Here is a 16470-nt window from a genome sequence, read left to right as displayed (position 1 = left end):
CTTTTAGTTAACTTGGATTAACTTTTCAATTTTCTTTTTAAATGGTTGCACAACATTTTGACCAATACGTTCAATTTCATGCTCACTAATCTGAGAAGTAATAAGAAAATAATTTGCCCCTATTTCCCAAAAATCGGTTAACGTCGAGATGACTTCCTCATAGCTACCAACAATAGAAATTGAATTAGATGGGTTAACTAAACTTAGACCTCCCCAAAGATGATCATCTATCCACATACTATCTTTTGTAATTAAATCTTTGTATCGGCGAAGTCCAACAGAATCTGCATTATCTAAAAATAGCTTAGTCATCCGCTTTAAGGCTGCTGGTGTTCTCTCAAGTAATTCATATGCTTCTTTATATGCTTCTTCCGAAGTCTCACGAGCAATGATGTCTACTAAAATAGCACCTGGAATTTTCTCGCGCCCATATTGCTTAGCGTAATTATTAACTGTTTGATAGTGTTCTCTAAGACTTTTGCGGTCTGTTGCATAAAGTATATAAGCATCACCATACTCTGCAGCTACTCTCATTGCCTCCTCGGAGGACCCCGCTACAAAGTAGCGGGCACTTCGAGAGAGATCTTCCTTTGGATAAATATCACTATTTTCTACTTGATAAAACTCACCTTTATAGCTAGTTACTCCTCGTCTTAATTGTTGTAACAGCTCAATATATTCTTTTGTCCTAGCATATCGAACATGGTGCGGTTCTGGTAATCCATCACGCGCAAGGACAAGCGAGGCACTTCCAGTTACAATGTTAATATCTGCACGATTACCAATTAAACTATTTAAAGTATTCAATGCTTTTGCTGTTACGGTAGGAAGCATCTGGTTTGTATTTTGCGCAACCAAAATCTTTACAAACTCCGTATTCATTCCAATCATAGACGCTGCTATCATTGGATCAACAGATGTTGGTGCAATGGAAACCAATACCGAGTCAAAGTTATTCTTCTCAGCTCTTTTAGCTTGATTAACATATTCCTCTAGAAGTTCTTTTGTTTGTGGTGTTGGAATAACAGGTAATCCCCAGCAAAACTCAACTTTTGACGGAACTACTTCTTTATTAATCATGTTGTTCCCCTCCCTTTACTACTTTCTACTTTTTAAAGCAGATAATGTATTTTTCATAACCGATTTCGCTTTCAATAACTCTTTTTTATTTGTTAAATTGTTATTTACTTCTTGATTACTTAAATATTTAGCAAGAGATTTAATTGACGTATGCTCATAAAGAACAACTATAGGTAAGTCTCGTTTAAAGGCCTCTTTTAATTTCACATTAATACGAACAAGATCTAAAGAACTCATTCCTAGATCGAAGAAATTATCGTAAATTCCTATTTCTTCGATTCCAAACATATCTTTTAATAATTCGTATAATTGTTGTTCAATTTCATTAGTTGGTGGTCTATACGTTGTGGAAACATCTAAACGATTCTGCTTTAATCTATTCTTACTTCCTTTTTCCAATAGTTCATTATAATAGTTGGCACCATTTAAAAGTTTCCAATGTAAATCTATTGGAGAAACCACGACTTGTTGTTGATTTCTATTGATGATACTACGGAATACTTTTAAACCCTCTTCTACAGTTACACCATCATGTAATACACTTTCCATATCCATATTAAATTGCTTTGCCCATATTTCAGCCGACTTAAGTGACATACCCACCTCTTGCCAATCTGGCCAATTAATAGCTACAGTGAACACTCCATCATGAGCCCGCTTATAAAACGCAAATGCATCTAAAAATTCATTCGCTGCATTATAACCACTCTGACCAAATTTCATATGATACGCCACATTACCAATTGATGAACATAATACGAAGAAATCAATTGGTTCATCTTTTAATAAAGCATCGAGTACTAGTGTACCTTTAATTTTCGGAGCTAAAATTTTATTATTAGATTCTTTTTCACGATTCATCATAATACCTAGATAATCAGCGACACCTGCTGCATGAATTACGCCATTAATAGAACCAAAACGAGATTTAGCCTTATCAATTGCCTGTTTCATATCATCTTGATTGGAAACATCAGAACTTAGGATCATGTATTCTGCACCTTGAGACTCCATTGTCAACAAATCAGAAATAACTCGGCTTACACGCTCGTCTTTATTTTCTAAGTACTGTTCCCATTGATTACGAGGTGGGAACTCTGAGCGGCCAATCAATATAAGTTTGACATTTTGTACTCTATTAGCTAAATCTTTTGCAATTTCAAATCCAATTCCACCAAGTCCACCAGTAATTAAATAAACGCCACCCTCTCGTAATCTATCAATTTCTACATCTTCTTCCTCAAAAGGACTTTGAATAATCGTTTGCGCCCATCGATGACGTCCTCGATAAGCTACAACTATATCAGTAGAATCCACAAAACTCTCCATTAAACCCGCTTCTTCAAACATTTGTTGAGAATCTGTATCCATATCAATGGTACGACATTTTATATTTTGAAACTCAAGATTGCATATTTTTGAAAAGCCTAGAATTGTAGCTTGCTCTGGCTTTAAGTTCAGCTCTGTACCTGTAACTTCAAACATACGGTCAGTAAAAATGTTTAACTGTAATGCTCCCTCATAATTAATTTTCCCAATTGCTTGTGCAATATAAAGTAACGAATAATATCCTTCATCCATTGATCGTTCAATTCTCTCTTGATCGAGAATAACCTCATTAACTGGATTAAAGCTCCAAGCATGTATAATCTTATTTGGTAATAAATCTTTTTGTTCTAATTCTGAAAATAGCATTTCATAATGCATTTTTTGAGATGGACATATCGTATATAAACCGTCGGATTTTTCAGAGAAAATACCACCTGTTTTAACTTCAATTACATCATGACCTTCTCTTTTTAATTTTTCTATCAGTCGATTGAATCGATTTAGATGATCATTGAAAATAAGCCATTTATATTTTTGTTCTTTCTTTATTTGTATAGATTTTAATGTTTTGCGTTCCCAAGAAGGCAAATAAAACCAGTCTTTAATATTAGCCTGTTTATTATGGCCTCTTGTTTCCTGAGTTAAACTCTGAGATTGAGTATTAAAAAATGGATCAGCTTTAAATCGTTTTTTCATGAAAGGATACGTTGGTAAATCTAATAACCTTTTATTCTCACTGTTATTAAAAGTATTCCAATTTATAGTTCCACCTTGCATCCATAACCGTCCCATTTGCTTGCATAAATGCTCGAAGTCATTTGATTTATCCAGAGGATGACGTAACATGTTTAAAGCCAATTGATCTTTACTTCTATTTAAATGTTTTAATACAAAAGTTGATAATGCATTACCTGGGCCAATCTCAAGGCAAATTACATTTTTCAAATGAAAAATTTCAGATAATCCCTTTGAAAATTGAACAGTACTTCGTAGATGCTGTGCCCAATAAGAAGGTGATGTGGCTTGATTTGCTGTAATCATTTCACCTGTAACATTAGATATATAAGGTATTTTAGGACTTGATAGTTTTATATTTCCTACAGCTTGCTCAAATGCATCTAGAACTTCATCCATCATTCGAGAATGGAAAGCATGCGAAGTAAATAGACGCGTTGTCTTTACTCCATGATTTAAAAGTAATTCCTCAATCTTATTGATTGAAAGTACAGTACCAGAAATTACTGAATGTTGAGAGGAATTTACAGCTGCTATATCTACATCATCTGTTATATAGGTTTGTAATTCTTCAACAGATAAATTTACACTTAGCATAGCGCCTTCTGGTACGCTATTCATTAACTTCCCTCTAATCATTACTAAATGTAATGCATCTTCATAAGACATTACTTCTGCTAAACAAGCTGCTACAAACTCACCAATACTATGGCCAAACATGACCCTTGGATAAACTCCCCAATTCATTAGAAGCTTGGCTAATGCATATTCAATAGTGAATAGTAGAGGTTGCGTCATTGAAGTTCTATTTAACTGTTCAGTTGCTTTATCCTCTGTCTCCTTTGTAGGATACAAAATATTTTTCATATCTATATCTAACCAATTTGAGAGTAAGGCTAAACCTTGATCAACGTGTTCACGAAATACAGGTTCATTTTCATATAAATCTCTACCCATATTGATATACTGTGATCCTTGACCTGAAAAAAGAAAGGCTAAAGGTCTACTCTCCATTGCGTTTGTTTTCTCTAGTCCCGTATCACCAAGTTTTTCTATGGCATCCTCTATTCCATTAGCAACTACAGCAGTTCTGTATGGAAATTCACGACGACCTTTTTGTAATGTATAAGCTGTATCAGATAGTGATATCTCTGGATTCTCCTTCAAATGCAATAATAGATCGTTAGTAGCTTTATCTAAGGATTCCTCTGTTTTTGCTGAAACAGTTAATAAGTTACAAGATTGTTTTTCAAAATTCTTAGCATTGTCAGGAACAGACTCTAACACTATATGTGCATTAGTTCCACCCATCCCAAACGAACTAACACCCGCTCTTCTTACTTCTTCTTTCCATGGGATAAGTTCCGTATTTACACGAAACGGATTTTTTCCAAAATCAATGCTAGGGTTTGGGTTATTATAATGAAGGCTCGGCGGAATTTTCTTGTTTTTCAAAGCTAAGACCGTCTTTATAAATCCTCCAACTCCTGCTGCAGCATCTAAATGTCCAATGTTCGTCTTCACTGATCCAATTAAAACTCTACCTGGTTCTTGCTTACCAAAAGCTAACTTCAATGCTTCTACTTCTATAGGATCACCTAGTTGCGTACCAGTACCATGAGTTTCTATATATGAGATTTCTTCAGGCTTAACGCCAGCTATTTCATGAGCCGATTTTATAACAGCAGCTTGTCCATCAACCCCTGGCGCTGTAAATCCAGCCTTATTGGATCCATCATTGTTTACTGCAGCTCCCTTAATAACTCCATGTATTAAATTTCCATCTCGAAGAGCGTCCTCTAACCTTTTCAGTACTACAATGCCAGCACCATTTCCACCCACTGTTCCTTGAGCATCCTTATCAAAAGCTCGACAATGACCATCTGGTGAGAAAATCATACCATCTTCATATAAATATCCTGTTTTTGTTGGATAAGTTATACTTACTCCCCCGGCCAAGGCTATGTCGCATCGTCCATCGATAAGATCTGCCCATGCGTTTTGAATAGCAACTAAGGAGGTAGAACAAGCTGTTTGTACTGTAATCGCTGGTCCTTTTAGATTTAATTTATAAGCCAATCGAGTAGCAAAGAAATCTTTTTCGTTTAACAACATTGCTTGGAAATCTTCTAATGTATTAGAAGATTCACTAGCAATAGAACGAAGCCAGTGGAAATTTGGTGATCCTCCAACATAAACTCCTGTATCCATATGAGAAGAATTAACCTCACCTGCTTGTTCTAGTGCTTCCCATGCGCATTCATGAAGTATTCGCAGTTGTGGATCCATCATTTCAGCTTCTTTTAGACTGTAATCAAAAAATTCATTATCAAATGCATCTACATCTTCTAAATACCCTTTAGATTTTATATAATTAGGTTTTTGAATCACTTCTTTTGGTATGCCCATCTCACTAAGTTCTTCATCTGTAAATGTACGAATGGATTCTATCCCTTGTTCTAAATTTGACCAGAATTGCTTAAGATTAGAAGCGCCTGGCATACGAACCGCCATACCAACCACTGCTACATCATTTTTATTCATAGATAAAAGATTTTCTTTCTTAACTTCTTCAGGTTGGTGTTCCATAGTATTATCACTTCTAAAGTAGGAAGCTTGATCATGAACCGTTGGGTATCGGAATAACATAGGCATTGTAAGTTCTTTTTCAAACTTGCTTCGTAAACGAGAGAACAATCGAACCATTTTTAAGGAGTTCCCTCCAACATCAAAGAAATTATCATACAACCCTACTTTTTCTACCCCCAAAACTTCCTTCCAAACATCAGCTACCGTTGTTTCAAGCTCATCTAGTAAATCATTTGGTTGTACTAACTTAGTAGGCTTAGGCAAAGCACGACGATTAACTTTTCCATTCGTAGTTAATGGCATTTCACTTAAAAGTACAAAATACATAGGTATCATATACGAAGGTATTTTGTCAGTAAGATAATAACGTAATTCATTTTGAGATATATCTTGATCAGTTAGTATATAAGCACACAGTTCTTGTTCCTCTCCAAAAGCAATAGATAAAACTACCGCTTCCTTCACATCCGCATGCTGTTGTAAATGATGTTCTATTTCTCCTGTTTCAATTCGATAACCACGTATCTTCACTTGATGATCACTACGACCTATATACTCCATTTCGCCATTTTCAAGAATACGGACTAAATCTCCTGATCTATATAATCTTTCACTTGGATTATAAGGATTCTGTATAAAACGTTCACTGTTTAGTTCAGGACGATTTAGATATCCCCGCGCAACTCCATACCCTCCAACATAAAGTTCCCCTTGCATTCCCTTAGGTGTAGGATTCATATGTTTGTCAAATACATAGCACGAATACGTAGGAAGAGGCACGCCTATAGCACTAAGATTATTGTGCATTTCTTTTTCTCCAATTTCCTTATAAGTAACATGTACTGTTGTCTCAGTTATTCCATACATATTTACTATGACCGTATTAGGTGAACGCTTAAACCAACTTTGCAGTAAACCTGGCTTCAGCATTTCCCCTCCAAATGTAAGTAACCTAATTTTAAAAGCAAGTTTAGGCATCTCTTCAACTACTTGTTGAAAAACATAGAATGCAGATGGAGTTTGATTCAATACCGTTACTCCCTCATCTGCAATCAACTGAGCAAGTTTATACGTATCACGGATTGTTTCTTTTGTTGCCAGGACAAGACGTCCACCATAAGTAAGTGATCCAAATATCTCCCAAACTGACATATCAAAACAGAAAGAATGAAATAGTAACCACACATCATTACTAGAGAATTTAAAACTATTTGGTTGATGCATGACAAGTTGTATTACATTACTATGTTCAATCATAACCCCTTTAGGACGTCCTGTTGTTCCAGAAGTATAAATGACATATGCTAAATTATTTGGGGCAACATCTACTCTCTCGAAATCTTGCATCGGTGTCTTATTAAGTTCTTCAATAAAAAGTATTGTGCTATCAAATTTAACTTTATCCTCAAATAAATTTGAGGTTATTATTACATTTGAACCACTATCTTGAAGAATAAAATCAATGCGTTCCTGCGGATAATCAGGATCAATTGGAACATAAGCCCCACCTGCTTTTAAAATACCAAGTAGAGAGATAATCATATTAAATGAGTAATCCAACATTACAGCTACTGGCGAATCTAAAGTTACACCTTCTTTTAGAAGAGCAAATGCCACTTTATCCGCACGCTCATTCAATTCTCCATAAGTCATCTCACTATTCTCAAATGTAAGTGCCACTCTCTCAGGATGCTTTTCAGCTTGCATCTCAATTAATTGATGAAGTGTTGTGTGTGGGAATGTAGCACTTTGATTTTGACCACCTTGAAGCAAAAACTTTTCTTCTGCCTCATCTAACATCTTAAGAGTTTGTATTGGTTGTCCTTCATCTAAAAGCATTGAATCTAATAGTTGTATAAAATGGTTAGTTATACTGGTAATAATGGATTCATCAAATAGATCTTCAGGCCACATCATTGCAAGTTTAATAGAATCGAAACACTCTATTGAGACGGTTAAATCATAGTTGGTCATTTCATTTACTTCATAACCTGAAATTCTTACACTTTCATCAATTTCTTTCAGCTGTTCTATATCAAGAGGATAATTCTCAACTACCATAATAGTGTCAAATGACACGTTTAAATCAACAATTGGAGTCGTTTCATATTCAGTTCTTCTTTGGACATCACTTTGAATTCTTTGTAAAAGATCTGAAACAGTCATTCTCCCATCAGCACTTACACGAAGTGGTGGTGTATTTATAAATAAACCTACCATTTCACTCAGACCGTGCATTGGAATTGAACGCCCGGATACTGTTGTACCGAATATTACGTCCTCTGAATTTTTGTACCTTTGTAATAATAGACCCCAGGCTGTATAGAATAATGTAGCCAATGTTACACCTTGATTACTTGCAAAACTTCGAAATCTATCACTTTGCTCTTTATCTATCTCTTTTACATATGTTTTTGCTTTTTTTAGTTGATTAGAATTTTTATTGGATAAATTTATTTGTTCAGTTAATTCATTTAAATATTGTTCCCAAAAAAGCTTTTGTTTTGATTTATCTTGTTTTTGTTGCCATAGTATATATTCTTTAAATTTCTTTTTATTTATAGATGATGGTACATCTCCCTTTATTAACTCTCGATATACCTTAATAAACTCTTGTAAAATAATACTATTACTCCAACCATCAAACAAAATATGATGATGACGTAAAACCATTTCATATTCGCCTTCGTTCAAATGGCACAGTTCGATAGAAAAGGGAACTGTTTGTAAATCAAAGCTTTCTGTATCATTAGATACTTTGCCATCACTATAAATAATGTTCGGAGTATGCTCTTTTAGTATAAGTTGTACAGGTTGTTTAACTTTTTCCCATCGAAAAATTGTACGCAGCATTTCATTTTCCCGCGTTACATAATTCCACGCCTCTTCAAACTTTGGAATATTAATTTTTCCAGTTAAGCAAAGTCGAAGTTCTTCATGATATAGCTTTCCTTCGGGTTCTTTCAAATAATGATAAAGAATACCTTCCTGCACTGATGTAAGGGCGATTACATCTTCAATATCTTCTTTATGAATCTTTACTGCTTTCCTCATTAACAGAACCTCCTACAAGTGTGGTATGGTGTGAATATTTATCGGAACCTAATAAGGCAAGTGCTTTTCTATCTATCTTTCCGCTATCCGTTAATGGCATTTCATTTACACGTACAAAACGGTTAGGTATCATATAATCTGGTAAAAATAAGCGAAGATATTTTTTTAACCTTTCTAACTCAATATCATTTTCTGACTCATAGAAAGCTATTAACTTAACTACCATCTCTGATTCTTGTCTTACAATTACCGCACATTGTAAAACTCCTTCACAAGACATTAAACACGATTCTATTTCCCCTAACTCAATACGAAGCCCATTAACTTTAACTTGAAAATCAATTCTTCCATGAAACTCAATATTCCCATCCGATCTTATTAAAGCTAAGTCACCAGTTTTATATATACGGGTATCAAGGGAATATTGTACAAACTTTTCTGCCGTTAATTGCGGCCTATTTACATATCCACGTGCTAATCCTATACCTGAGATACATAATTCTCCTATATGGCCTTCCGGAAGTTTATTACCATATTTATCAACAACAAACATCTCAATATTCTTAATTGGTCGCCCTATTGGAACGCTCCCTTCTGTAATCTCATGTGTCGGACAATCATAAGCAGTCACATCAATGGTTGCTTCAGTAGGTCCGTACAGATTAGTAAGAAGTGTACCATTAGAGAAATTTAGCAACTTATTAAAACGGTTTACATGTTGAGACAGTAGTGCCTCACCACTAACAAATACTTGTTTCAACGATTTTATTCGGTTAGTTTCACCTGTCACATCAAGATAGTGTAAAAATGCACTTAACATAGATGGTACAAAATGCATAATTGTCACGTCATTACTTTCAGTTGTCTCAATAATAGCCTGTGGAAACTTCTCCATCCCCGGCGCAAGAATACATACTTTGGCTCCAACTATGGCCCACCAGAACATCTCCCATACGGATACATCAAATGTATAAGGGGTCTTTTGTAATATAGTATCCTTTGAACTAATTGGATAAGCCTCTTGCATCCACTCAATTCGATTTATTAAGGCCGAATGCTCAATCATAACACCCTTAGGTTTCCCGGTTGAACCGGAAGTGTATATTACGTACACAAGATCAGAGGGTTTGTTAATACACTCTAGATTTTCACTCTTTCCTTCATAGGAAATCGAATCTAAAGCCAACATATCAGCCTTCAAACTATCTTGAAAACGATGTAGGATTTGCTTTTGCGTAAGTATTAATTTAGCACCGCTATCTTCTATAATGAATTGTAATCGTGATGATGGATGATTCGGGGAAAGCGGAAGATATGCTCCGCCCGCTTTCAATATCCCGAAAATTCCGACAACCATTTCGATAGATCGCTCTACCATAATACCTACAACTGTATCTGGACCAACTCCACCTTCACGTAAAAGACGAGCTAATTGGTTACTTTTTTCATTTAATTCCTTATAGGTTAATGTTTCTTTTTTAAAGATAACAGCAACCTCATCTGGCGTACGGACTACTTGTTCTTCAAACAGCTTTTGTATACATGTACTCATCCGGGTTGTATCACTCCTTTAGTTACAGGTATTTTTTCAATGGCACGTTTCGCTTTTTTAGCAAATCCCTTACCAAGTAATAGCTGATGAATCTGATTACTCCCCTCAACGATCTCCATTGTTTTGGAATCTCTAAAGCACCTTGATATTGAATAATTATCATTACAACCAAGTGCTCCCATAATCTGTACAGCATTCGTTGAATGCCTTGTACCTGAGCGCGATGCAAAATATTTTGCAATCATAATCTTTTCAGTAGCATCAGCTCGATGTTCATTTTTGGCCTTACAAGCTTCTAAACTAAGGAGTATAGAAGCTTCTAAATCTACTCCCATATCCGTAATCATATGTGAAATCATGCCATGATCAATTAGAGAGTTACCAAATGCACTTCTATGTAATACATGATTCCCACAGATTTCTAAACAAGTACGTAATACACCAAGAGCAGCAAAGGCAATTGAAATACGCCCAAATTCTAAAGCATACGGTGCAAGGTAAGTAAAAGCAAATCCTGGTCTACCAATGATATTTTCTAAAGGTATTTCTACATTATTGAATTCAATTTCTGCCAAATATGCAGCTTTAAATCCAAGCATGTCTCTTATATGAGTAACATTTACACCCGCACTATCTTTTGGTACTAAACAGGCAACTGGTTGTTCACCATTTAGTTTTCCAAATACCAAAAACACATCAGCAGCTGCACCAAAAGTGATCCACTTCTTCACTCCATTAAGTATTAATTTATCCCCGTGTTGATCGAAGTTCGTTTTAATCATATTTAAATCTGATCCTGCTCCAGGTTCAGTAAGGGCTAATGCAGCTATTTGATTACCAGATGCAAGTAATGGTAACCACTGATTTTTTTGATTTTCTGTTCCCCATTTTAAAATCGTTTCTGTTACCATCGTATGGACATTAAATAATCCCGAAAGAGAGACACTACCTCTTGCTATTGCTTCAGTAAATAACCCATACGTTACATAATCCCATTCTAATCCACCATACTCTGCTGGAAGTGTTCCACCTAAATAACCATTTTTAGCACAAGTCTTTATTATGTCTGATGGAATGCCCTGTTCAATCTCCCAACTATTAGCGTAAGGTTCTATATTTTCATAAACAAAATCCAAAAAATTCTGATACATTTTATATTGAGATGGCTCTAAGTATTGTTTCATGTCCATTACCGAACCATTTGCTTATTTCTTATAAAATTACCAATAGAATTTACAGACTTATAGTTATCCATATCTAAGTCATCCATAGTTACCTTTATGGCAAATTCCTTTTCAAGAAAAGTCATCAATTGGATTGCAAATAAAGAATTAACTAATCCTTCTTCAAAAATCTCAGTATCATCATTAAATTCAATACCTACATGATCTTGAATATACATATGAATAATTTGTTCTAAATTTTTATCTTGCATTTTATACACCCCTATTTGTAATTTTTAATTTTAATAAGCGTAAAAACCTTTACCACTCTTTCTACCACATTCACCTGCATCCACCATCTTTTTAAGTAATGGACAACATCTAAACTTTGGATCTTGATATTCCTCATAAAGTACATTCAAAGAATGTAATACTGTATCTAACCCAATTAAATCTGCTGTTTCTAATGGACCCATTGTATGTCCAAAGCATTTTTTAAATATATCGTCTACCTGTTTAGGCGTTGCTACACCATCCATTACAACCCAAGCCGATTCATTCATGAATAAGTGGGAGATACGGTTAGAAACAAACCCAGTCTGATCATTAACCACAATTGCATCTTTATCTAATTGTTTGAGGAAAGATTGAGCTTTTTCGACCGTTTCATCTGAAGTTAAATACCCTCTAATAACTTCTATAGATGGTTTCATATATACCGGATTCATAAAATGCATTCCTATTATTTTATCTGGACGCTTTGTTACTCCTCCTACTTTTGTTATTGAGATACAAGACGTATTGACTCCAAAAATTGTATCCTTTTTACAAATCTCATCTAATCTTCTATAGATCGGCTCTTTAATTTGCCAGTTTTCTGGAACATTTTCTACTATATAATCACATTCAGCCACTTCATCAAGATTAGTAGAGCTACTTATTAACGAAAGTACTTCTTCCTTATGCATTCTAGGAAATGCTTTATTAATTAGAGGAGCAAAGCGAACTGTCTCTAATATTTTCTCTTCCGCTATTTCTAACTGCTCTTCTGTAACATCAATTAATACCGTTTCTAGACCATGCAGCACTAAATCTACTGCCATGCCGATCCCCATTGTTCCAGCACCTACAATACCAATTTTCTTGAACATTTATCCATCATCGCTCCCTTAATATATTTATAATTTATATCTAAAAACTTTTACATTGAAGAACTCTTTGCAGGTAACGTTTTTGTTCTCTCTCTTTAATCTGTTTTTCAGTAAGTGCTGTTTTCATCATTTGGATTGCTTCTTCTACATCACTTTTCTCCACTGAATACCCCGAATTAATTTTTTCTTCCAATTGACTTTGGACCTTTTGAAATGGGAGTACTACCTTTTTCTGATAATCACTTAAATCTGTATTATAATTTTTTGTACTTACAACTACAGTTAAACACCCTGATATAACTTCTTCATAATCAGATTCTTGTAATGTAAAAGAATTTTTTGTATTTAGGATATCTTTCTCCCTTTCATAATTAAATGTCGATATAGCAGGGTTAATAGCTTGCAGAAGATACTTCAAGACTTCCTTTGGTCCCATTTCAATAGCTTTCATAGACCCTTGATTCATTAGATAGTGAATCATGTCCAACCATTTCACAGGCTTTATTAATTGTAAGTAAAGGTTTTCTCTTATATTTTCTACACCTTTATACATTGAACTATCATGATTCGCTATGACAGGTACTAATGGCTGTTTCATATCTATATTTTCTAGTACACTCTTATATTTTTCAGCAGCAGGTTGCATCATAGGAGAATGAAATGGCCCACTTAATTTAAGGGGGATTGCAATTCCCCCATGCTCTACTACCATTTCACAAGCTAACTGAACCGCAGAGTTTGTACCAGAAATTGATGTTTTATTTGGAGTGTCATAAGCCGATATATATACTTCCTGTCCCTTGGTTAACAATTCTGAACAAATACCTTCAACAATTTCTGGAGCAAGATTGTTAACCCATGCCATAGTTCCATCTATAGTCAATGCATAGCTACTCAAAATCGTACTACGTTCTTGTACTAATTTTAAGGTATCTGAAAATGCAATTGCTCCAGAAGCACATAGAGCTGTATATTCTCCCAAAGAATATCCAATCATTGCCTCTGGTTTATTGCCTATTTCCTGTTCAAAAACTCGAAAAGCTGCCATGCTAGTTGTTACTAAAGCAGTCTGTGAATTTTGTAACTTTTCAAGGTCAGCTTTGTATATCTTCTCCATACAAAGGGAAGCCATGTCTATTTTTAGAGTGTCACTTGCTTCTTCAAATATCTCACGTGCTACAGGGAAGTTTTCATAAAGGTACTTACCCATTCCAGAATAATGGGATCCTACGCCAGGAAACATAAATACAATATTCATCTTTTTATCTCCCTTTTTTTCATCTTAAGCTATCTTCAACTCTATCTAATAAAGCTCGTCCCTCTTCAGTTTTTCTTAAATTCACTAAATCAACTACATAGCGAATATCTGATACATCATTCCATCCTAAATCCAGTGCAAGATTCATATGCTTTAACGAAAGATCGATTCTATCAATTAATGAATAACCACATGAAAGTAAAAAATGATGCCATGCATTTAAATCTCCTATAGTACGAGCTTTTTGTACAAACTCACTAGCTTTATTAAAATCTGAATAGTATCTTAGTTGATGGTATGCGGTAAAAACGAAATTATCTAATTCGTTATAAGGAAACACATAAGCTGTATAGGTTTGAAGATTTGTGAATCCAACTTTTCCCGCTAGTTTAATAGATGGAATACGAAAATCCTCTGTCTTCCAATGTGGTGTTCTTCCTTGTTTTAAACAGTCATCCAAGAATGCTCTTGCAGCCAACCAAGCATACCCTTTACCTCGCTGGAATAAATCATAAGTATTAATTCCAATTTCCACATCAGTATCTGTTGCAAAAACCGATAAGCAACTAGTTACAACTTGTTCATGTACCATTACTACATAACCAAATCCATTTCGGATGAAATCCTGAGTTGACTCCCAAAAATCAACAATATCATCCCGTACCATTGCGAACTTTTTATCTGATAACATGTCGATTGTAATGCGTTCCACCGTTACCTCATCAGGCATATTAGGTTTAGATAACTTATTATAAGACTCCGGATCAAAAGTAAATGTTACTCGAGTGTAAGGTTTAGGAATAAACATTTGCAATTGTTCCTCGACAACCTGTTTCCATTTTGATTCGGGTAATAATTCAACCTGAAAAAAGTCATCCCCTATCTGCTGAGCCTCAGGTGCAATTACTTCTTTAATAAAAGTTGGTAGACTTGAAACAAAATTACTTGTAGGATCACCTAATAAATAAAAAATTTCTTGTTCTGCCCATACAAGTGCACATCTAGGGTTATTAGGATTATCCACATAAATATGTCCCTTATTGTAACCATGAGCTATACCATTAAGTATTGGATGGTTCTTATAATCAACGAGAAGTGGAGATATTTGTTTGAATTCATCCTTTTCTTTTACCAATTCATAAATCATATTCTTAAAAGTCCTCCCTTTTGAGAACAAGTGTGAAGTGCATGCTGCGCAATAATTGGCTGAAGTACCTGCGAGGTACCTTCAATAATTTCTAAAACCTTTGCTTCCCTAAATAAACGCTCAACAGGATATTCTCTTGAAAACCCGTTTCCACCAAACACTTGGACAGCGTCTGTGGCTACCTTCATAGCCATCTTTGAGGCAAAATATTTTGCAATGGTTGTTTCAATTACAGCATCAGTATGTCTATCCTGACGCTTTTTCCCAGCCTCTTGGCATAACGAACGAGCTGCTTTTATATTTACACTTGCTTCTGCTAAAATTGTTTGAATTGCTTCATATTCACATATATATTTATTTCCTTGTTTTCTTCTTCTTGAATAAGCTACCATTGCTTCTAGTGCTTCTTGAGCAATGGCTACTCCCGCCCAGGCAATACTATATCTACCATGATCAAGAGCTGTGTTAACTACATAACTCCATCCACCCCCAATTGGTCCTAACAAATTTTCAGCTGGTACCTTTACATCTTGCAAATGAATCTCAGCTATATGCGAGGAATTACTTGCTAACAGTTTACTCATTTTATTTGTAGAAACACCCGTCATTGACCGTTCAACAATAAAAGCGCTAACTTTCCCCTCACTAGACGCAAAAACTAAAAAACAATCCGCAATGTCAGCAAAAGAAATCCATTTTTTGTGCCCATTAAGAATAAAATGATCATTAACTTGTTTATAGGAAGTTCCAACCGCTTTTGCATCAGAACCAACCTCTGGCTCAGTTAGGGCAAATGAAAATAATAGGTTCCCCTTTGCCATCTCAGGTAACCATTTTCTCTTTTGCTCTTCAGTCCCCCACCTTTTAATTGACTCCCCTACTAAAGATACATGAACTGTAAGTAATTCACGAACCGAATTACAAGCTTTACCAATGATTTCAGTAAGACGACCATAATCTAAAGAATCAAGAGAAAGCCCACCATATTCTTTTGGTATCGTTGCACCCAATACACCATAACTTGAGATTTCTTGTATCACATCATAGGGAAGCTCTTCATTACTTTCAAACTCACTTGCTCGAGGCCGAAGCTTCTTTTCCGCAAACTCATCAACTACTCCCAGAATCTGTTCTGCATTACTCATACTGTAAAATTCCCATTCTTCTTTTTGTTAATTAGATCAACCATATTATTAATAGTAGAAAAGTTAATAATATCAAGTTCATCATTATCTACTACTATATCAAACTCCGTTTCTATGAAATTTAACATTTGCATAGCAAAGAGCGAATTTACATAACCTTTTTCAAATATGTTGTCATCATTAGCAACAATAGTTTCCTCTGCATTAAAAATAATAAGATTTTTTTTAATGTATTGACGTATTTTTTCATGATTATCCATGTAATTA

The 16470-nt window shown here is 34.9% G+C and carries 10 protein-coding genes; all 10 read right to left on the bottom strand.

Annotated features, from left to right (window positions below):
* Positions 1–3 precede the first annotated feature (3 nt).
* The 10 genes from QCI79_RS28755 to QCI79_RS28710 are packed head-to-tail and all read right to left on the bottom strand — an operon-like array spanning position 4 to position 16463.
* On the bottom strand, positions 4–1080 hold the full coding sequence (locus tag QCI79_RS28755; protein WP_000608549.1) for an LLM class flavin-dependent oxidoreductase: 1077 nt from the start codon (positions 1078–1080) through the stop codon (positions 4–6).
* Positions 1081–1098: 18 nt separating this feature from the next.
* Positions 1099–8787 (bottom strand): hybrid non-ribosomal peptide synthetase/type I polyketide synthase, encoded by a 7689-nt coding sequence (locus QCI79_RS28750; RefSeq protein WP_021728621.1) that lies wholly within the window; start codon positions 8785–8787, stop codon positions 1099–1101.
* Positions 8762–10339, bottom strand: a complete 1578-nt coding sequence (gene zmaJ / locus QCI79_RS28745) for a zwittermicin A synthase ZmaJ (RefSeq protein WP_002099041.1) — start codon at positions 10337–10339, stop codon at positions 8762–8764. The genes QCI79_RS28750 and zmaJ overlap by 26 nt, the downstream gene beginning before the upstream one ends.
* Entirely contained in the window at positions 10336–11529 is a 1194-nt protein-coding gene (locus QCI79_RS28740) for an acyl-CoA dehydrogenase family protein (RefSeq protein WP_016090574.1), read from the bottom strand. The genes zmaJ and QCI79_RS28740 overlap by 4 nt, the downstream gene beginning before the upstream one ends.
* A complete protein-coding gene (locus tag QCI79_RS28735) occupies positions 11529–11774 on the bottom strand; it encodes an acyl carrier protein (protein ID WP_001152970.1) in 246 nt (81 codons plus the stop codon). The genes QCI79_RS28740 and QCI79_RS28735 overlap by 1 nt, the downstream gene beginning before the upstream one ends.
* 30 nt (positions 11775–11804) lie before the next feature.
* Positions 11805–12653 carry a 3-hydroxyacyl-CoA dehydrogenase family protein gene (locus QCI79_RS28730; RefSeq protein WP_000473347.1) on the bottom strand — a complete coding sequence of 283 codons (849 nt, stop codon included), beginning with the start codon at positions 12651–12653 and terminating at the stop codon, positions 11805–11807.
* Between the two features lie 40 nt (positions 12654–12693).
* Positions 12694–13911: an ACP S-malonyltransferase gene (locus QCI79_RS28725; RefSeq protein ID WP_001028177.1), complete on the bottom strand. Its 1218-nt coding sequence runs from the start codon at positions 13909–13911 to the stop codon at positions 12694–12696.
* Positions 13912–13930: 19 nt separating this feature from the next.
* Complete coding sequence (locus QCI79_RS28720) at positions 13931–15058, bottom strand: GNAT family N-acetyltransferase (RefSeq protein WP_000638851.1); 1128 nt, start codon at positions 15056–15058, stop codon at positions 13931–13933.
* Positions 15055–16203: an acyl-CoA dehydrogenase family protein gene (locus QCI79_RS28715; protein WP_021728620.1), complete on the bottom strand. Its 1149-nt coding sequence runs from the start codon at positions 16201–16203 to the stop codon at positions 15055–15057. Before QCI79_RS28715 ends, QCI79_RS28720 begins: the two co-directional genes overlap by 4 nt.
* A complete protein-coding gene (locus QCI79_RS28710; RefSeq protein ID WP_000368639.1) occupies positions 16200–16463 on the bottom strand; it encodes an acyl carrier protein in 264 nt (87 codons plus the stop codon). The genes QCI79_RS28715 and QCI79_RS28710 overlap by 4 nt, the downstream gene beginning before the upstream one ends.
* Positions 16464–16470 lie beyond the last annotated feature (7 nt).

Source organism: Bacillus cereus group sp. MG1, assembly GCF_040460035.1.
Classification (GTDB): Bacteria; Bacillota; Bacilli; order Bacillales; family Bacillaceae_G; genus Bacillus_A; species Bacillus_A cereus.
Note: the sequence above shows the minus strand (reverse complement) of the source record. Positions and strands in the feature narration are given on the sequence as shown.